This window comes from Thermovenabulum gondwanense (assembly GCF_001601575.1).
In the GTDB taxonomy this organism is placed as follows: Bacteria; Bacillota; Thermosediminibacteria; order Thermosediminibacterales; family Thermosediminibacteraceae; genus Thermovenabulum; species Thermovenabulum gondwanense.
On sequence record NZ_LOHZ01000027.1, the window covers coordinates 111,666 to 131,890 of the forward strand.

A 20,225-nucleotide genomic window follows, 5' to 3' on the forward strand; every position below is an offset into this window, starting at 1 on the left:
GTATTTTGTCGATATAATTTTCGGGGTGATATTCGTGATAGAGATGTATAATGTGACAAAAATTTACAGTGGAGGTCATGTAGCTTTACAGGATATTACAGTAAAAATCCAGAAGGGAGAGTTTGTTTTCATCGTAGGCCCCAGCGGTGCGGGGAAATCTACGTTTATTAAATTGTTAATTCGTGAAGAGATGCCTACAAAAGGGCAGATTTTTTTCAACGGTAAAAATATTACCCGAATGAGGCATTCCCAGGTACCTTTTTTAAGGCGAAGGATTGGCGTCGTCTTTCAGGATTTCAGACTTTTGCCGCAAAAGACCGTCTACGAGAACGTGGCCTTTGCTATGGAAGTTATAGAAGCGCCTTTAAGGGAAATCAAAAAAAGGGTGCCCAGGGTCCTGGAAATGGTAGGACTTTCACATAAGATGAACGCAAAGCCCCACGAACTTTCGGGGGGAGAACAGCAGAGGGTGTCTTTAGCCAGGGCTTTGGTGAATAATCCCGATGTCATAATAGCCGACGAACCTACGGGAAACCTTGATCCTGATACCTCCTGGGAGATAATGAAACTTTTAAATGAAATAAACATGAATGGCACTACCTTAATCGTCGCCACCCATGCCAAAGATATAGTCAATGCCATGAGAAAAAGGGTGCTTCAGTTAGATTCGGGCAAGCTGGTGAGAGATGAAGAAAGAGGTGTCTATTAGGATGAAGCCGAGGACTTTAAAATATTTTTTAAAGGAAGCGATGCAAAGCCTTTTAAGGAACAGCTGGATGAGCATTGCTTCTGCCGGTGCGGTAGCCTCTGCTCTGATTATACTGGGAGCTTTTTTAATGCTGGCTATAAATGTGGATTACATAGCCAGGGACGTGGAATCCCAGGTGGAGATTACAGCTTATATTAAAAGCGGTTTAAATCAACTGCAGGTAGACCTTCTCAAAAAACAGCTGCAAAAAATGGAAGAAATAAGTGAGTTCAAATATATTTCAAAGGAAGATGCTTTTGAGGAGTTTAAGAAACAAGTAGGTCCGGAGCTTTTAGAGGGAATTGAAAATCCCTTGCCCGATTCTTTCAGAATAAAGGTGAAGACACCCCAGCAGGTGGAAAGTGTGGCGGAAAAAATTAAAATCCTGGAGGGTATTGAAGAAGTAAAATACGGCAAGGGAGTAGTGGAAAAACTCTTTAAAATAACCTACTGGATGAGGTTAATTGGCGTTGTGGCCATGCTCGCCTTTGCCCTGCTGTCTATTTTTATTATTTCCAATACTATCCGAATTACCGTCTTTGCAAGGCGACGGGAAATCCAGATCATGAAATTTATAGGAGCTACGGACTGGTTTGTCAGGTGGCCGTTTTTTATCGAGGGAATGATACTGGGACTGGCAGGTTCAGCGGTGGCTGTAATTATTCTTGCCGTTGCTTACAATTATTTTTACTCCACAATAAAAATAAACCTGCCGATGATATCCCTTGTACCGGTAGAAGTTTTCTACATATACCTTCCCTATTTCGGGTTAATGGGTATGCTGCTGGGAGCACTTGGAAGTGCCTTTTCCTTGAAGAGATTTCTAAAGGTTTAATTAAAAAAATTCTACAGGGAGGGAGAACATTGAGGAAGAGGTTAAAAAGCGGAATTTTACCGATTCTGCTTTTATTCTTCTTGGTATTTTCCTGTGGGACAGCCCTGGGCATTGATTTGGAAGAGCTAAGGGAAAAGCAGAAGGAGATACAGAGCAGATTAAACGATGTAAAAAATAATATAAATAAGGTGGAAACAAAAAAGAAAAACGTCGTCCAGGAGCTTACGGCAATAGAGAAGGAATTGGACCGGGCTCAAAAGGATTTGGAGGCGGTAGCGGCTAAATTAGTCAAAACCCAGAAGATGCTAGAACAGACCAAGAAGGAATTAAAAAATGCTGAGAATGCTTTACAGAATCAAAAACAAAGCCTCGCCAGCAGGCTTGTGGCAATGTATAAGGCGGGCCCTGTAGATTACATAGAAGTTATCCTATCCGCATCAAGTTTTTCCGATTTCCTTACAAGGCTGGATATGGTAAAGCGAATTGTAGATTACGATAAAGACCTTTTAGATAATTATAAAGCCATTCGGGAAGAGGTAAACCAGAAAAAGGCCTTATTGGAAAAACAGCAGTATGAAATAGCCCAGCAGCAGAACACAATAAAGGAGAAAAAGACTCAAATAGCTTCGCGGCAGGCAGAGAGGAAAAAGCTTCTTGCTGAATTGGAAAAGGAAAGGCAGCAGTATTTAAGGGAAGAGGAACAATTAGAAAGAGATTCCAAGCAAATTGCAGCTATGATACAGAAGATTCAGTCGCAAAATAAGAGGAAATATGTGGGGACGGGAGTATTCCAATGGCCGGTGCCTTCTTCCCAGCAGGTAACTTCCAATTACGGCTGGAGGGTGCATCCCATCTTTAAAGTGAAGAAATTCCATACGGGCGTTGATATAGCAGCACCTTACGGTGCCGATGTAGTCTCAGCGGAGGACGGTGTGGTAATTTATACCGGTTGGTACGGAGGGTACGGCAATACGGTTATAATTGACCACGGTGGTTCCATATCTACTTTGTACGCACACCTTTCAAAGATAAACGTCCAGGAAGGGGACAAGGTAAAAAAAGGCAGTAAGATTGCTGATGTAGGAAGTACAGGATTTTCAACGGGGCCGCACCTTCACTTTGAGGTAAGAAAGGAAGGCCAGCATGTAAACCCGTGGGATTGGCTGAAGTAGTAAAAATTATTAAATTTTTAAAAGATCAGGGATTTATCGGGTGTAATTTAGAGTATAATATAATAACAGGGTTTTTAATTCAATTTACAAAAAGAGGTTAAGGTTAGGTGGTTTTTCCATTGAAGAATGTAAATAAAAGAATAATTTTTACCGTATTTGCTGTTACTGTGCTTTGCGTTTTTTCTTTTTACCTTGGGCTTAGTTTTAAAACTATGCCCCTTTCTGCTTTAAAAGAAAGTAATTTAATATTGCCGGAAAAGAAAGATGAAATAGCCCCCCTGCTTGAAGTAATGAATTATATAAAGGGGAAATACGTAAAAGATGTCCCCGATTCGGTTCTGGTGCAGGGTGCAATAAAGGGAATGGTGGATGCTCTAAATGACCCTTATTCGGTTTATATGGATAGTAATGAATTTGAAGATTTCATCTCCTCCATAAACGGTTCCTTTGAGGGAGTTGGATTATCCTTAGCTGTGGATGAAAAAACCGGCAACATAATCGTAATCTCGCCTATTGAAGGTACTCCAGCCCAAAAAGCGGGCATTCTTCCAAGAGACGTAATAGTCAAAGTGGACGATGTGAACCTTAAAGGTAAAAGCTTGGACGAAGCGGTAAAATTATTGAGAGGCAAAAAGGGAACTAAGGTGACCGTTTACATAGAAAGACCGGGTGTAAAGGATATACTAAAATTTGAACTAATCAGAGACAATATAAAGATTAAAACGGTAAAATACCAGTTAATAGAAAATAATATTGGTTATATAAGAATTTCCTTTTTTGATACTTATACTCCTCAGGAAGTGGCGGATGCTCTGAAATATATAAAATTGAAAAAGGCAAAGGCTTTAATACTGGATTTAAGGAATAATCCGGGAGGCTCCTTGGATTCGGCGGTTAAGGTGGCGGACCTTTTGCTGGGGAAAGGTTTAATTGTGTATACGGAAGATAAAAATAAAAACAGGCTGGAAGAATTCTATTCGGATGAAAATAAAATTAATATTCCCCTTGCGGTCCTGGTAAATGAAAATAGCGCCAGCGCGTCCGAAATAGTAGCGGGGGCAATAAAAGATTTTAAAGCCGGGATAATACTGGGAGAAAAAACCTTTGGAAAAGGAACGGTGCAGGAGCTCGTCCCCTTAGCGGGAGGTGCAGGAATAAAACTCACCATTGCAAAATACTTTCTCCCTTCCGGGCAATCCATCGATGGTAAGGGCATAATTCCCGACATTACATTTAAAAAAGAGCAGAATCCGGGGGATTTTAATTCACCGCTGGATAACGATATCTGGTTGAAAAAAGCTATGGAAGTTATAAAAAATAAAATAAATACGGGGAGCTATTGATTTATGAACCTTGTTATAAAATTAATTACCTTTATACTGCTTGGTATTCCCCAGGCTATTTTTAACCCCTTTTTTTGGTTTGTTCTGGTAATTGTTTATATTCAATATAAAAGAGCCGCAGACTTTGAAGAGAAAATGTTTGGTTTTGTTACGACGAATCCCATAAAAAGGGTTTCGTCTTCGCTTTTGTACGGCATATTCGGCGGTTTTTTGGGAAGCGTAATTGTAGTAGCCCTTGGTGTAAGTATAGCGGGCTCGGGGCTTTCCTATGTATGGCCCCTTGCCCTTTTATTGATGCTGATAAGCCCACATCTAATGTGCTTTTCCTATGCAGGCGGTATAATATCGGTAATCTCCTTATTGTTTGGGGTTCCAAAGGTAGATGTGGCGGGATTAATGGCATTGGTGGGGGTACTTCATGCAGTGGAAAGCCTCCTGATATATCTTTCCGGGCATTTAAACGCTTCACCGGTGTTTATTAAAGACGAAAAAAGGGGAATTATAGGCGGTTATTTAATGCAAAGCTTTTGGCCGGTACCCTTTATACTGTTGACAATAGCTACCGGGATCCCTTCTGGAGTGGATGCGGTAAATATGCCCGACTGGTGGCCTATAATAAGGCCTCCTTTTGTAGACCTGGAAAATGCTCTTTACCTGATGCTTCCCGTTGTCGCAGCTTTGGGCTACGGAGATTTTGCATTGACAAGGCTTCCCGGTAAAAAAGGAAGGGAATCGGCCTTCAATCTTTTGATATTCAGCACCCTGTTGATACTTCTTTCCGTTTTGGCATCAAGGATTAACTTTTTTAAATACATTGCTGCCTTGTTTGCTCCGGTAGGGCATGAATATTTAATAAATATTGGCAAAACAAAAGAGAAAAAAGGGGATCCTCTCTTTACCGTTCCTCCTTTTGGCATGAGGATTCTTTATGTATTAGAAAATTCTCCAGCAGAAAAAATGGGATTGAAACCCGGTGATATCATCCTTTCAATAAACAATAAAGCTGTAAATTCCATTGAAGATCTAAAGGAAATCAAAGCCCTTGCACCTGCCTATCTCTGGATGGAATATTTGAATACGAAAAATGAGGTGAAGTATTCTGAGATGTCCTTTTACCCTTATGGGTTTGAAAACCTCGGGGTTGTGCTGATACCCCGGGGAGAAGAGGTCCCTGCAATATCCTTGGAGGAGTCGAGCCTCATTAAAAAGATAAAAAATTTATTTAGTAAAAAACCTTCTTCCTGAATGGAAGGAGGTTTTTTTATGTATAATTTTAGCAAAAGGTGAAATAATATTATTGAGGGATAAAAAATAAAAATTGAAAAAATTATAGAAAATTGTAGGATATTTTTAACATACATACTTGAATAATTTTTTAACATAGTATATAATAATTGTGAAAGATATAACAGTCTCAACAATTATCGCAATAATTTTTATCATATCATTTTTAGTTAATTTACATAAAAAAGGAGGGATAATATGACCAGAGAACAGTACTTAGAACGGGAAAGAGAAATGCTCTTAAAAGCTTACATCAATGCGTCCGAAGAAGAAAAACGGGAAATAATGATGAAAATAATGAACATCGATGCGCAGCACGAAAATAAAGATACCTACGGACAGCGCTCAAACGGTTTTATAACGCGGAGAAGAAATAAAATTATCTATGTAAATTAAAGCCGGGTATTCCGCCCGGTTTAATTTTTTTTGTCGAAAAATGCATTTTTCGCATTTATACCCTGCGGATAAAATGCTATAATAATACATAATCCTTCACCTGGGCAAGAAGGGGAGGTGCAAATTACGAAAAAAAATTTTGAGCATATGGATTTTAAGGTTCCTTTGGATAAGGTTTTGGAACACATAAATGAGGGAATATGTGTAATTGATTCGCAAATGAGGGTGGTTTACTGGAATAAAAAGGCAGAGGAGCTTTACGGTATTAAAAAGGAGCAAATTATTGATCAGGATATAAGGATGTTTTTTCCAAACGCATTGGCGCTGGAGGTACTGAGAACAGGAAAACCGATGGAATTTGTTGAACACAGACCAAGGGAAGGTAGTGTAGCTATTATTAGCTCCATTCCCATAATGGAAAATGAAGCTATTGCATGGGTGGTCTCGATAGATCAGGACGTGACGGAAATAAAAAAATTGAGCAATGAACTGAAAAAGGCAGAAGATAAAATTAAGTACTTGGAATACTTGAAGGATGAAATAAAAAAACTTTATCCGGAAACGGAAACGGAAAATTTCGTCTACAAGAGCAAGGTAATGTACGACCTTTTAATGCTTGCTAAAAAAGTGGCGGAAAGCGATGCTTCGGTATTAATTCAGGGGGAAAGCGGCACCGGAAAAGACCTGCTGGCAAGGACGATTCACTACTCCAGTGCGAGAAGGGATATGCCCTTTGTGGTTGTGGACTGTAGCTCCATACCGGAAAACCTGATTGAAAGCGAGCTTTTCGGATATGAATCCGGTGCATTTACGGGAGCTCAAAAGAAGGGAAAACCTGGAAAATTTGAGATAGCGGACGGGGGGACGGTTTTTCTGGATGAAATAGGTGAGTTACCCTTGGAAATGCAGTCAAAGCTTTTAAGGGTGCTGGAAAACCGGGAATTTTACAGAGTGGGCGGGATTAAACCCATCAAAGTAAATATCAGGATTATTGCAGCTACTAACAGGGATTTGAAGGAAATGGTAAAAGAAGGCAAGTTCAGGGAGGATCTATTTTACCGCTTGGATGTGGTAAGTATTAAAGTTCCTCCGTTGAGGGAAAGAACGGAGGATATCCCGTATCTTATCAATTACTTTCTTAAAAAATTTTCGGTGGAAAATAAAAAAGTAATAAACAGGATAGAACCCTGTGCCATGGAGATGATGTTGAAATACCCGTGGCCGGGAAACGTAAGGGAATTGAAAAATGTGGTAGAAAGACTGGTTATCTTGGCGGAGGACGGCGTAATCAAAGAAGATATGCTTCCCAATTCTCTTTTGAATTACTTTGAGCATAAAAAGGATGGGCCATCCCGGGATATGGGCGATCTGAGCTTGGAAAGAGTGGTTCAGGAAGCGGAAAGAAAAGCCATAATTGAAGCCTTAAAAATTTCAAACTACAATAAGGCAAAGGCCTCGGAAATACTGGGGATACCAAGAAGTACCTTGTATTACAAGATGCAGTCCTTAGGGATCTCAGCATGTCCAGCAGACTGACAATGTGTCAGCTTATTGGACATGCTTTTTTATTTGTCAATTATATGACAAAACGCTGATTGTGAATGATATAACAAATAAAATGTTAAAATATGTTATAAAATTAACGTCGAATTTTTGTACACTATGTCGAATATTTCTTGTAAAAACTTGGATCGCTCTCATAGAATGTAAAAGTTTTTATATGGGTAACTTAAGTACAAAATAGATTTTTTCTCATTGATAAAAATTATGGAAATAACAAAATTTATTTAAAAAAATAATCGTTATTGACAGGAACAATGGCATGAAGTTTGCAAGTAATTTGTTAACGCAATCACAAAGGAGGTGACGCGGTTGAGCAAGAGGATTTTCATATATTTGCAACAACACATTGGTGCTCCTGCCATCCCTCAGGTAAATGTTGGGGACAGGGTTAAAAAAGGTCAGTTAATAGCAGTCCCCAATGGATTGGGCGCCAATATCCACTCCAGCCTCTACGGCCAGGTTGTAAATATAACTCAAAATTATATAGAAATTTTAGCGGATGAGGAACAACCGGAAGAATTTGTGCCTATTAAGGAAACCGATAATATCCTGGAAGCCATTAAAGAAGCGGGTATTGTCGGTATGGGCGGTGCCGGTTTTCCCACCCATATAAAAATGAACGTGAATCTTGAAGGTGGATATGTTATTGCAAACGGTATAGAGTGCGAACCCCTTTTGTATCACAACGTAAAGCAGATGGAGGAAAAACCGGAGCTAATTTACAGGGGCTTAAAGTACGCGATGAAAGTAACCAATGCATCAAAAGGGTGTATTGCAATAAAAGAAAAGAACAAGAAAGCTATTGAAGCAATGAAATCGGTGATTGATGACGACAGAATTGAGGTTAAAATGATGCCCGATATTTACCCGATGGGAGAAGAAAGGGCTCTGGTTCGCGATATCCTGGGGGTACTGCTGAGGCCTGACCAACTGCCTGCTGCGGCAAAAGCGGTAGTAACCAATGTGGAAACCCTGTCGAGAATTGCCGAGGCTGTGGATTACAGAAAACCGGTGATATCTAAAAATGTGACCGTAGTTGGAAGATTAAAGTCAGGAAGGAAACCCTTAGTGTTCTTTGATGTACCCATCGGAACCCCCGTATCGGAGTTAATAGAAAAAGCAGGCGGTATTGAAGGACAATACGGTGAAATTTTGATGGGTGGCCCCTTTACGGGAAAAAGCGTAAATTTAGACGCAGCGGTAATTAAAACCACCGGCGGCGTAATCGTAACCGATCCTCTACCAAAGGAGAAAAGAAAGATAGGGCTTTTGGTTTGCGGCTGCGGGGCTAATGAAGCAAGGTTAAGGGAAGTAGCGGAAAAAATGGGTGCTCCTGTAGCCGGGGTAGAAAGGTGCAAACAGGTAGTGGACGTAAAGGGCGGCATAAAATGCGAGAATCCCGGCAACTGCCCGGGTCAGGCAGAAAAAATATTAAAGCTCAGAAAAGCCGGTGCTGACGTAGTTTTGGTCGGGACATGCAGTGACTGCACCAATACGGTAATGGGAGTTGCCCCGAAACTGCAGCTTCCTGTTTACCATCATACGGATCATGTCCTGCGTACCGTAGGTCATAAATTGGTCCGCAGATTAAAAAAATAATAAAGAAGAAGTCTATTTAGAAAGAAAAGGAGGTAAAAAGGATGTCTATAACTCCAGAAACAGCCAGCCAGCATAAAAACGATCCTGCAGTGGTTTGCTGCCTTGCACAGGCAGGTACGGTAATAAGTCCGGCAGATTTAGAAGATCCCGCTATATTCCCGGACTTAGAAGATTCAGGACTTTTGAAAATACCCGCAAATGTATTGACCATCGGGCAGGTACTCGGCAAAAAACTTGTAAAAACGGTGGATGCTCTTACACCCATTACTCCCGATATGATTGAAGGTGGGGAAGAAGCGGTAAAGGAGATAGAGGAAGCAGTTCCGGCAGTAGAAGCAAAGGAAGCAAAAGTGGTAGAAGCCGCTCCGGTAAAAACCGCTCCAAACGTAATCAGGATTCACATTGAAGAAGGTAAAGGCATAAACCTTGAAATTCCCGCAATTGTGGCTACCGCTCCAGCCCCTGAAAAAGAAGCGGTGGAGGCAAAAGAGGAGAAAAAAGAAGCAAAAATTGAGGATAGAGTAAAACGCACCCTTGTAATGAGGGAATTTGAAGTAAAAGAGGTAAGATTGGGTGAAGAAACCTCCTTTGAAAACGGAGTTCTTACCATTAGAAGGTCATTAATGGAAGATGCATTAAAAGCAGACCCAATTGCAAAGAAAATGGAAATCGACATCATCACTCCCGACAACAAGAATGTTTTTACAAATACAATAATGGACGTAATCCCCATTGCTACCAAGGTGGAAGGTCCTCTCGGAGAAGGTGTAACTCATGTAATGTCCGGAGCTGTGGTTGTGCTTACCGGTGTGGACGAAAGCGGCATACAGGTGCATGAATTCGGTTCCTGCGAAGGAATAATCGGAGAAAAAGTAAGATTCGGAAGGCCCGGATGCCCTGATGAGAACGATATTATGATAAGGATTCACGTAACAATTCAGGGCGGCACCGGTATGGAAAGAAAGGGACCCTACGCTGCACACAAGGCCTGCGATGCTGTTATTCAGGAAATCAGAGAGGTATTGAAGAAAAAGCCCGCTTCGGAAGCTGTAAAAGTCACCGAATACAAAGATGTGGAGAGAGTAGGAAGGCCAAGGGTAGTTCTGGTAAAAGAAATCATGGGCCAGGGTGCAATGCACGATAACGTGATACTCCCGAAAGAACCCGCAGGTGTTCTTGGAGGAAGGCCGAATGTAGACCTCGGAAATATACCCGTAGTTCTTTCTCCCAATGAAGTAAGGGACGGCGGAATTCACGCTCTAACATGCATTGGACCCGCATCCAAGGAAAATACCCGCCACTACTTCAGAGAACCGCTGGTGAACCTGCTGGCAGAGGATGAAGAACTCAACCTGGTCGGTGTAGTATTCGTAGGAAGCCCGCAGATTAACGAGGAGAAATTCTACGTTTCCGAAAGATTGGGCGCTTTAGTAGAAGCACTGGGAGTAGACGGTGCCATTGTAACCACCGAAGGCTTTGGAAACAACCACATCGACTTTGCGTCCCACATTGAACAAATAGGAAAACGCGGGATACCGGTAGTCGGTGTTACCTATGCAGCCTATCAGGGTCAGTTAATAGTTGGAAATAAATACATGGATGCAATGGTAGAGCTCAACAAAGACAAAAACGGTATGGAATCCGAGATTCTCGGAGATAACACTTTGTGCCCCGAAGATGCAAGAAGGGCAGTAGCAATGCTAAAAGCAAAAATGGCCGGTGTAAAAATCCTGCCTCCTTCCAAGAAATGGGATCAGTCGGTAGTGGAAAATAATCAGAAACTGGTGGATGAAAAATATAAGGCTTAAAGGGAGTCTTTTAGATGGATGAATTATATTCGGGCCTCAACAGGATAAGAGGAAGGATAATTGAGGTTACCGAAAGGGATGTAAAAATAGAATTTAAAGGTCGAATGGGAATGCTACGGGTGCCCTTGAGGATGCTCATATCCGACAGGCACCCCTCTGAAGGAGACGAAGTGGAATTAATGATGAGCTATGTGACATTAATAAATGATGGGAGGTCGTGAAAGATGAAATTGACGGTAATAGAAGGGCTGCAGTCGGAAATATTCGTACCAATAACCCCACCACCCGTTTTTACTCCTTTTACCAAAGAATTAAAGGATTGCACTGTTGCCTTTGTTACTGCAGCGGGTGTTCACTTAAAATCACAAAAACCCTTCAATTTAGCAGGCGATTTTACCTTCCGTGAAATTCCGGGAGATACTCCTTCTTCGGAGTTGATGGTAACTCACGGAGGTTATGATAACACCGATGTAAACAGAGATATAAACTGTATGTTCCCTATTGATAGATTAAGAGAATTAGCAGCAGAAGGTTTTATAAAAGCCATTGCACCAGTCAATATAGGATTTATGGGTGGCGGTGGGAACGTTAAGAAATTTCAGGAGGAAACCGGTCCTGCTATTGCGGAAATCTTGAAAAAAGAAGGAGTTGACGTAGCTGTTTTAACTGCCGGGTGAGGGACCTGCCACCGCTCTGCCGTGATTGTGCAGAGAGCAATTGAAAGTGCGGGAATTCCTACGGTGCTTATAGCAGCACTGCCGCCGGTAGCAAAACAGCAGGGTTCCCCGAGAATAGTCGCTCCGATGGTACCCATGGGAGCCAACGTTGGGGAACCCAACAACAAAGCAATGCAAACAGCGATATTAAAAGATGCATTAAAAGCACTCAAAGAGATTGATGTTCCCGGAAAAATCATTCACCTGCCCTACGAATACAAAGCAAAAATCTAATACCCCCCAAATTATACCCGGCAAAAGCCAAAAAGCTTTTGCCGGGAGTTGAAAAAAATTTTTTGGGGGCAGTCAGGGGGTCTTCATATGTTCAAGATATCTATGGCTAACGCCAAAAGCGTTACCGTAGAGATGCCTGAAAAATACGTGGAAGCCATTGAGAGGCAGAAAAAAAGAGAAAAAGAGTTAAAAAAGGAAAACCTGAGGGTACTCCCGAGAGAAGAAGTCTTAAGGGAGCTCAAAATAAGGGAATATTTAATAAAAGATATTAAAATTTCAGATAATACGAAAATCTGCAATAATACCTTATATATTGATTCTTCATTAACGGAAGAAGCTTTAAAAATTAGCCAACTTGTGAAAAAAATAACGTTTGATGTAATTTATCCCGAAAATAGAAATATTTTCACAAATACAATTATGGATATTATCCCGGTAATGACAAAAGTAGAGGGGAAAATAGGGGAAGGGATTACTCATATATTAAACGGAATGGTGGTTTTTCTTACCGGAGTTGATGAAGAAGGAAAACAGGTATCGGAATTCGGTTCCTCCCATGGGGTTCTTAAGGATAAGGTAGCCTTTAACATGCCCGGTACCCCAGGAAATAAAGATATTATTTTCAGGATTAATGTGGTTATTGAAAAGGGTACCGGTATGGAGAGGCGGGGGCCCCTGGCAGCGCATCAGGTAGCGGATTTTATACTGGATAGAATAAGACAGGAGCTGAAGAAATTATCACCAGAAGAAGCAGTAAACACTATGGTTTTTAAAGATGTAAAAAGAAAGGGCTTGCCCAAAGTACTCATAGTAAAAGAGCTCGGCGGTCAGGGAGCAATGCACGAAAAAATTATAATGCCTTCCGAGCCGGGCGGAGTAAGGGGAGGAAAATCCATCATAGATTTAGGGAATGTGCCGATTATTCTTACTCCCAACGAGGTAAAGGATGGCGGCATTCATTCGGTAACTTAGGAGTGGTAAAAATGGGTGTAGGACCTTCTACAAAAGAAACAACCCTCCACCACGTCAATGACCCCATGGTAGATGTGGCAAGGAGGGATAAGGAAATAGATTTATTAGGTGTTGCAGTGGTGGGAAGTCCGCAGGACAATGAGGAAAAATTTTATGTAGCAAAAAGATTGGGGATGCTGGCAGAAGCCCTGGGAGTGGATGGAGTAATTATCTATGCCGAAGGTTTTGGAAATCAGCATGTGGATTTTGCAGCTCATATTGAAGAACTGGGCAAAAGGGGTATACCGGTGGTTGGCTTAACCTTTGCAGGAAACGGGCTTGTGGTTGAAAATGAGTATATGGAGGATATAATTGATTTAGACAAGGCAAAGGAAGGGATGGAAACGGAAATAGTGTGCCAGAATACCGTCGAAGAAAAGGATATGATTAAAGCCCTAAAAATATTAAAAGAAAAAATGAAAAGAAGAGGTGGTAAAAAATGAGGTTTGAAAAAATGATATATGCAGTAGACTCCCATACCATGGGAGAGCCAACCCGTGTGGTGATAGGTGGCATCCCTGCCATTCCGGGTAAGACCATGGCCGAAAAAAAGGAATATCTGGAAAAAAATATGGACCATATACGAAGGGCTTTAATGCACGAACCTCGCGGTCACAGGGATATGTTTGGTTCAATAATTACAAGCCCGGTGAATCCTGAAGCGGATTTTGGGATAATATTCATGGACGGCGGTGGTTATCTCAATATGTGCGGCCATGGCTCTATCGGTGCGGTAACGGTAGCCATCGAGACGGGCATGGTAAAACCCGTTGAGCCTGTGACTTACGTAAAACTGGATACCCCTGCAGGCCTTGTAGAAGCAAGAGCCAAAGTGGAAAACAATGTGGTCAAATCGGTTACGGTTAGAAACGTTCCTGCATTTTTATACAAATCCGATGTGGAAATAGATGTGGCAGGTATAGGCAAAATAAAGGCTGACATATCCTTCGGTGGCAGTTTCTTTGCAATAGTGGATGCGAAACAGCTGAATATTAAAGTAAAACCGGAAAATGTTGATGAAATAATAAAAATAGGAATGTCAATTAAAAAAGCTGCCAATGAACAGATAAGCGTCCAGCATCCGGAAAAAGAACACATAAAAACTATCGACCTTGTGGAAATATACGATGAAACCGATAATCCTGACGCTCACCTTAGAAATGTTGTTATATTTGGGGATGGACAGGCGGATAGGTCTCCCTGCGGAACCGGCACCAGTGCAAAAATGGCTACCCTCTTTGCAAAAGGGAAGCTCAGTTTAAATCAGCCCTTTTATTATGAAAGTATTATAGGTACTATTTTTAAAGGCGAATTGGTGGCAGAGACAAATGTTGGGCCTTATAAAGCTGTCATACCTGAAATTACGGGAAATGCATTTATAACCGGTTTTAACCAGATGGTGATAGATCCCGAAGATCCCGTAAAATATGGATTCTTACTCGGTTCATCTGCCAGCGGTGACTGCTGTAAAATCGTAAAATAAATAAAAAAAAAATTAATATTGAAAAATTATTAATAAGAAGGAGGAAAAAATTATATGCTTCAAGCTGTATTATCAGCGCTGGGTCTTTTGACCTTGGGTTTTTCCTACTATTTCGTAAAGGATACGGTGAAAAACAAGCACACCTTTTCCAACGCAAGTTTTGCTACACTCTCGGTAGTAGGATTTATCGTAAACTTTTTCGATACCCTTGGTATAGGAAGCTTTGCTCCGACCACCGCCCTTTTTAAGCTGTTCCGATTGGTACCTGACAGATTAATTCCCGGTACTTTGAACGTGAGCATGACCATCCCAGTTGTACTCGAAGCCTTCATATTCATGACTGTAATTAAAGTGGAGCCAATCACTTTAATTTCCATGCTTGCTGCTGCAACCCTCGGTGCGGTTCTGGGTGCAGGAATCGTTGCAAAACTTCCCGAAAAGAAAATTCAGCTGGGTATGGGTATAGCACTTTTAATAGTAGCCTTTGTGTTCGTGATCGGTTTATTAGGTTTAATGCCTGTTGGCGGTGAAGCCATAGGGCTAACCGGTTCAAAATTAATTATCGGTGTGGTAGGTAACTTTATCCTGGGCGCGTTGATGACTATAGGAATCGGACTTTACGCACCCTGTATGGCACTGGTTTATGCGCTCGGCATGAGCCCCAGGGTGGCATTCCCCATAATGATGGGTTCCTGCGCTTTCTTGATGCCGGCAGCATCCATTAAATTCGTTCAGGAAGGTGCTTACGACAGAAAAGCTTCGGTGGCTATCACAATCTTCGGTTCTCTCGGCGTATTAATAGCAGCTTATATTGTAAAATCCTTACCTTTAACATTACTAAAGTGGCTTGTAGTATTCGTCATAGTTTACACCGCAATAACCATGCTCCGGTCTGCAATGAAAAATACACAAGAAAAGTAATGTTAGATTGTAATTAGAATAAAGGTAAAAAATAATAAAAAATCGAATAAATCAAATTAAAAACCGGCCCCGGGTTTATTGCAAAGGGCCGGTTTTTAATATAAAATTATACCGAACAATGTTTCGATAATACTTTTAAACGAAATCTAATTTTGTTATAATGCTTAGGTGACATTTTCTATTGAATAACCGATTAAAAAAGGGGGCCTGAAAATGGGCCGTTTTAAAGTGGTATCGGATTTTGTACCAAAAGGTGATCAGCCGAAAGCCATAGAAGAACTGGCTGATGGGATTTTTAAGGGCTATAAGTTTCAAACACTGCTCGGAGCGACCGGAACGGGGAAAACCTTTACAATTGCTCATCTTATAGAAAGGGTTCAAAAACCCACCCTGGTAATTGCCCATAATAAGACCCTTGCGGGACAGCTTTGCAGCGAGCTTAAGGAATTTTTCCCGGGAAATGCTGTGGAATATTTTGTTAGCTACTACGATTACTATCAGCCTGAAGCATACATTCCTCAAACGGATACATATATAGAAAAAGATGCTTCTATAAATGATGAAATAGACAAACTTCGCCACTCGGCTACTGCAGCCCTTTTCGAAAGGCGCGATGTGGTAATAGTGGCCAGCGTTTCCTGTATTTACAGTCTTGGTTCACCGGTGGACTATGAAAGCCAGGTGGTTTCCCTTCGACCCGGAATGGAGAGGGACAGGGATGAGGTAATAAGAAGGTTAACGGAAATACAATACGTCAGAAATGACATAGATTTTAAAAGGGGGAGCTTCAGGGTAAGGGGAGATGTACTGGAAATTTTCCCCGCTTCGTTTTCCGAAAGGGCTATAAGGATAGAGTTTTTTGGCGATACCATCGATAGAATCACCGAAGTGGATGTGCTTACGGGAGAAGTGATAGGCGAAAGGGTTCATGTGGCGGTATTTCCAGCTTCCCATTACGTCACTCCCAGGGATCGTTTGGAGATGGCGATAAAATCCATACAAAAAGAATTGGAGGAAAGGGTTAACGAACTGTTAAGCCAGGGCAAGGTATTAGAGGCGGAAAGATTGAAGCAGAGGACCAACTACGATATAGAAATGCTTTTGGAGACGGGATACTGCAAGGGTATAGAAAACTACTCCCTGCACCTTACCGGGCGAAAACCCGGGGAACCGCCCTTTACATTGCTCGATTATTTTCCCGAAGATTACCTGATTATAATAGATGAATCCCACGTAACCATACCGCAGCTTAGAGCCATGTGGGCGGGGGACCGTTCGAGGAAGGAAGCCTTAGTTGAACACGGCTTCAGGCTTCCTTCGGCTTTCGACAACAGGCCCCTTACTTTTGAAGAATTTGAGAATAAGATTAATCAGGTTATCTTTATGTCCGCCACCCCCGGCCCTTATGAGCTTGAAAAATCCAGCCAAATTGTTGAACAAATTATAAGACCTACCGGGCTTGTGGACCCGGAAGTGGAAGTAAGGCCTATTAAAGGACAGATTGACGATTTGATAGGGGAAATAAAAAAGAGGGCCTTGAAGGACCAGAGGGTGCTGGTAACAACCCTAACAAAAAAGATGGCGGAAGACCTCTGCGATTACCTGAAGGATGTGGGTATTAAAGCAAAATATCTTCATTCGGAAATAAATACCCTGGAGAGGCTTCAGATATTGAGGGATCTTCGCCTTGGAAAATTCGATTGTCTGGTGGGGGTAAACCTTCTGAGAGAAGGATTGGATCTGCCCGAAGTGTCCCTTGTTGCGATTCTCGATGCGGATAAAGAGGGATTTTTAAGGTCCGAGACGTCTCTTATTCAAACCATCGGCAGAGCTGCAAGAAATGCGGAAGGAAAGGTAATCATGTACGCGGATACCATTACCGAGTCCATGGCAAAAGCCATAAACGAAACAAACCGAAGGCGAAAAATTCAAATGGAATACAATAGGTTGCACGGCATAACTCCCGAAACGGTAAGGAAGGGAATCCGGGAACTTATAGAAGCTACAAAAGCTGCGGAAGATAATATGGAATACCTGCCGGATAAGGATATAAACAAGATGAGCAAGAAGGAGATAAAAGCGCTTCTTGAAAGACTCGAGAAAGAGATGAGGGAAGCGGCAAAGAACTTGGAGTTTGAAAAAGCTGCCAGGATAAGGGATGTAATTTTTGAAATAAATGCCCGGGTTTTCGGGGTAGTAAAGCAAAACAGCGGTAAGGAAGGTATAAAAAGATGAGCAAAGATAAGATTATAGTAAAAGGTGCAAGAGAACACAACCTGAAAAATATAGATGTGGAAATTCCCAGGGATAAATTGGTGGTGATAACCGGTATTTCCGGATCGGGGAAATCCACCCTTGCCTTTGACACCATTTACGCTGAGGGACAAAGGCGGTACGTGGAATCCCTATCTGCCTATGCCCGGCAGTTTTTGGGCCAGATGGAGAAGCCCGACGTGGACTATATTGAGGGGCTTTCTCCTGCGATCTCCATTGACCAGAAAACGACCAGCAAAAACCCCAGATCCACAGTGGGCACGGTAACGGAAATTTACGATTATTTAAGGCTTTTATTTGCGAGGATCGGCAGGCCTCACTGCCCGAAATGCGGCAGGGAGATATCCCAGCAGACGGTGGACCAGATGGTGGACTCCATAATGGCTCTTCCGGAAGGAACGAAAATACAGGTTTTAGCTCCCGTTGTCAGGGGCAGGAAGGGTGAATACCAGAAACTATTTGAGAAAATTAAAAAGGAAGGATTTGTAAGGGTAAGGGTGGACAAAGTAATATACGAAACCTCGGAGGATATTAAACTTGATAAGAATAAAAAGCACGATATAGAAATAATTGTGGACAGGCTAACAGTAAAAAAAGGTATAGAATCAAGGCTTGCCGATTCGATAGAAGTTGCCCTTTCGAAGGCGGAGGGGCTCGTCTTAATTGATGTGGTGGAAAAAGAAGAGATTCTTTTTTCTCAGAATTTTGCCTGTCCTGACTGTGGTATTAGCATTGAAGAAATAACCCCCAGGATGTTTTCCTTCAACAGCCCCTACGGTGCATGCCCCGTTTGCAGCGGCCTGGGTATAAACATGGAAATTGACCCGGATCTGGTAATACCCGATAAAACAAAATCGGTGGCGGAAGGTGCCATAGCACCGTGGAATTCCAGCCCTGACGGGATATATTTTCAGATGCTTCAAGCGGTTCTCGAGCATTACGGGTACGATGTGGATACTCCCCTTGATAAAATGGATGAAAAGATGATAAATATACTACTTTTCGGTTCCGATGAGCCCATTGAATTCACCTTTGAAGGGAGATATTCGGGTACCCGCCATTTTAAAAGCTATTTTGAAGGGGTTGTTAACAATTTAAAGAGGCGCTACCAGGAAACGGATTCGGAATGGTCCCGGGAAGAAATAGAGGAATATATGAGCACCAAGCCCTGCCCCGCTTGCAACGGAGCACGATTAAAACCCGAAAGCCTGGCGGTAAAAATAAACGGTAGATCCATTGCCCAGGTAAGTGCCCTTTCGGTAAGGGATGCTCTGGAATTCTTTGAGAACCTCCAACTTACGGAAAAGGAAAGGGTAATTGCCCACCAGATCCTTAAGGAAATAAAAAACCGGTTGAATTTCCTGATGGATGTGGGCCTTGATTACCTTACATTGGACAGGGCTTCCGGTACCCTGTCGGGAGGAGAGGCCCAGAGAATAAGGCTTGCCACCCAGATAGGGTCAAGGCTGGTGGGAGTCCTTTATATCTTGGACGAACCGAGCATCGGCCTTCACCAGCGGGATAACGAAAAACTTATAAACACTTTAAAAGGACTACGGGACCTGGGCAATACGGTCATAGTGGTGGAACACGATGAGGACACCATGCGCTCGGCGGATTATATAATTGACATAGGCCCCGGCGCAGGAGAAAAGGGTGGAAGGGTTGTAGCAGCGGGCCTACCGGAGGAAATAGAAAAGTGTGAAGAATCCCTGACGGGGCGGTATTTATCGGGAAAGTTGAGGATTGAAATACCGGAGAGAAGGCGCATCCCCGATGGAAGGTGGCTTACTCTCAGGGGGTGCAGGGAACACAACCTGAAAAACATTGATGTTTCCTTCCCTGTGGGCCTTTTTACCTGCATTACCGGGGTTTCCGGTTCGGGGAAAAGCACCCTTGTTAACGAAATACTCTACAAGGCGTTAAAGGAAAAGCTTTACAACGTGCGGGCCAACTCCGGAGCTTATGATTCCATCGAAGGCGTGGAATTCTTCGAAAAAGTTATAAACGTGGACCAATCCCCGATTGGAAGAACCCCCCGTTCAAACCCGGCCACCTATACGGGAGTTTTCAACGATATAAGAGATGTTTTTGCCCAAACGGTGGAAGCAAGGATGCGGGGTTACAGGCCGGGGAGGTTCAGCTTCAACGTAAAGGGCGGAAGGTGCGAGGCCTGCAAAGGGGACGGCATTATAAAAATTGAAATGCATTTTCTTGCGGATGTTTATGTCCCCTGCGAGGTATGTAAAGGGAAGAGGTACAACCGGGAAACCCTGGAAATAAGGTATAAGGGGAAAAACATTGCCGATGTCCTTGATATGACCGTGGATGAAGCTTTAGAGTTTTTTGAAAACCATCCCAAAATTAAGCGAAAATTAGAAACTTTGCGGGATGTGGGCCTGGGCTATATAAAGCTCGGACAACCTTCCACCACATTGTCCGGAGGAGAAGCCCAGAGGGTAAAGCTTGCTACGGAGCTATCCAGAAAAAGCAACGGCAAGACCCTGTATATTCTGGATGAACCCACCACGGGGCTTCATCCGGCGGATATAATTAAACTACTTGATGTCCTCCAGAGGCTGGTGGACGGTGGAAGCACCGTTATAGTAATCGAGCATAACTTAGATGTGATAAAAGTGGCAGACTATATAATTGACTTGGGTCCCGAAGGCGGGGAAAGGGGCGGGCGGGTAATAGCGGTAGGCACCCCCGAGGAAATAGCAAAAAATGAAAACTCCTATACGGGGATGTTTTTGAAAAAGGTTTTGGAAAAAGAGGCGATAAATTATAGCTCTTTAAAAAAGGCTTGAAAGGTTTTTAAATAACCTTCCAAGCCTT

At 42.4% G+C, this 20,225-nt stretch carries 17 protein-coding genes; all 17 read left to right on the forward strand.

Annotation, left to right across the window (positions count from 1 at the left end; translation table 11 throughout):
- Positions 1 to 34 precede the first annotated feature (34 nt).
- The 17 genes from ftsE to uvrA all read left to right on the forward strand — a co-directional run bounded on the left by ftsE (position 35) and on the right by uvrA (position 20,197).
- Positions 35 to 709: a cell division ATP-binding protein FtsE gene (gene ftsE, locus ATZ99_RS05885; protein WP_068748306.1), complete on the forward strand. Its 675-nt coding sequence runs from the start codon at positions 35 to 37 to the stop codon at positions 707 to 709.
- On the forward strand, positions 687 to 1,583 hold the full coding sequence (gene ftsX, locus ATZ99_RS05890; protein ID WP_245641320.1) for a permease-like cell division protein FtsX: 897 nt from the start codon (positions 687 to 689) through the stop codon (positions 1,581 to 1,583). The genes ftsE and ftsX overlap by 23 nt, the downstream gene beginning before the upstream one ends.
- A gap of 29 nt (positions 1,584 to 1,612) precedes the next feature.
- Positions 1,613 to 2,755: a murein hydrolase activator EnvC family protein gene (locus ATZ99_RS05895; protein WP_068748308.1), complete on the forward strand. Its 1,143-nt coding sequence runs from the start codon at positions 1,613 to 1,615 to the stop codon at positions 2,753 to 2,755.
- 119 nt (positions 2,756 to 2,874) lie between these two features.
- Entirely contained in the window at positions 2,875 to 4,098 is a 1,224-nt protein-coding gene (locus ATZ99_RS05900) for a S41 family peptidase (RefSeq protein ID WP_068748309.1), read from the forward strand.
- Between the two features lie 3 nt (positions 4,099 to 4,101).
- Positions 4,102 to 5,343 carry a PDZ domain-containing protein gene (locus tag ATZ99_RS05905; RefSeq protein ID WP_068748310.1) on the forward strand — a complete coding sequence of 414 codons (1,242 nt, stop codon included), beginning with the start codon at positions 4,102 to 4,104 and terminating at the stop codon, positions 5,341 to 5,343.
- A gap of 237 nt (positions 5,344 to 5,580) precedes the next feature.
- Positions 5,581 to 5,778, forward strand: coding sequence for a hypothetical protein (locus tag ATZ99_RS05910; protein WP_068748311.1), 198 nt, complete (start codon positions 5,581 to 5,583; stop codon positions 5,776 to 5,778).
- Between the two features lie 117 nt (positions 5,779 to 5,895).
- Entirely contained in the window at positions 5,896 to 7,314 is a 1,419-nt protein-coding gene (locus ATZ99_RS05915) for a sigma-54 interaction domain-containing protein (protein WP_245641321.1), read from the forward strand.
- Positions 7,315 to 7,650: 336 nt separating this feature from the next.
- On the forward strand, positions 7,651 to 8,940 hold the full coding sequence (gene prdC, locus ATZ99_RS05920) for a proline reductase-associated electron transfer protein PrdC (protein ID WP_068748312.1): 1,290 nt from the start codon (positions 7,651 to 7,653) through the stop codon (positions 8,938 to 8,940).
- A 41-nt stretch (positions 8,941 to 8,981) separates the two neighbouring features.
- Positions 8,982 to 10,748, forward strand: coding sequence for a D-proline reductase (dithiol) proprotein PrdA (gene prdA, locus ATZ99_RS05925; RefSeq protein WP_068748313.1), 1,767 nt, complete (start codon positions 8,982 to 8,984; stop codon positions 10,746 to 10,748).
- Between the two features lie 14 nt (positions 10,749 to 10,762).
- On the forward strand, positions 10,763 to 10,969 hold the full coding sequence (locus ATZ99_RS05930; protein WP_068748314.1) for a CBO2463/CBO2479 domain-containing protein: 207 nt from the start codon (positions 10,763 to 10,765) through the stop codon (positions 10,967 to 10,969).
- Between the two features lie 3 nt (positions 10,970 to 10,972).
- Complete coding sequence (prdB, locus tag ATZ99_RS12200) at positions 10,973 to 11,698, forward strand: D-proline reductase (dithiol) protein PrdB (protein WP_083947382.1); 726 nt, start codon at positions 10,973 to 10,975, stop codon at positions 11,696 to 11,698.
- 87 nt (positions 11,699 to 11,785) lie between these two features.
- Positions 11,786 to 12,670, forward strand: coding sequence for a glycine/sarcosine/betaine reductase component B subunit (locus ATZ99_RS12205; protein WP_068748317.1), 885 nt, complete (start codon positions 11,786 to 11,788; stop codon positions 12,668 to 12,670).
- Between the two features lie 11 nt (positions 12,671 to 12,681).
- Positions 12,682 to 13,152 (forward strand): glycine/sarcosine/betaine reductase component B subunit, encoded by a 471-nt coding sequence (locus tag ATZ99_RS12210; protein ID WP_068748318.1) that lies wholly within the window; start codon positions 12,682 to 12,684, stop codon positions 13,150 to 13,152.
- Positions 13,149 to 14,192, forward strand: coding sequence for a proline racemase (locus tag ATZ99_RS05955; protein WP_068748319.1), 1,044 nt, complete (start codon positions 13,149 to 13,151; stop codon positions 14,190 to 14,192). The genes ATZ99_RS12210 and ATZ99_RS05955 overlap by 4 nt, the downstream gene beginning before the upstream one ends.
- A 54-nt stretch (positions 14,193 to 14,246) precedes the next feature.
- On the forward strand, positions 14,247 to 15,113 hold the full coding sequence (locus ATZ99_RS05960; protein WP_068748320.1) for a sulfite exporter TauE/SafE family protein: 867 nt from the start codon (positions 14,247 to 14,249) through the stop codon (positions 15,111 to 15,113).
- A gap of 213 nt (positions 15,114 to 15,326) precedes the next feature.
- Positions 15,327 to 17,348, forward strand: a complete 2,022-nt coding sequence (gene uvrB, locus ATZ99_RS05965) for an excinuclease ABC subunit UvrB (protein WP_068748321.1) — start codon at positions 15,327 to 15,329, stop codon at positions 17,346 to 17,348.
- Positions 17,345 to 20,197 (forward strand): excinuclease ABC subunit UvrA, encoded by a 2,853-nt coding sequence (gene uvrA / locus ATZ99_RS05970; protein WP_068748322.1) that lies wholly within the window; start codon positions 17,345 to 17,347, stop codon positions 20,195 to 20,197. The genes uvrB and uvrA overlap by 4 nt, the downstream gene beginning before the upstream one ends.
- The last annotated feature ends 28 nt before the right edge of the window (positions 20,198 to 20,225 follow it).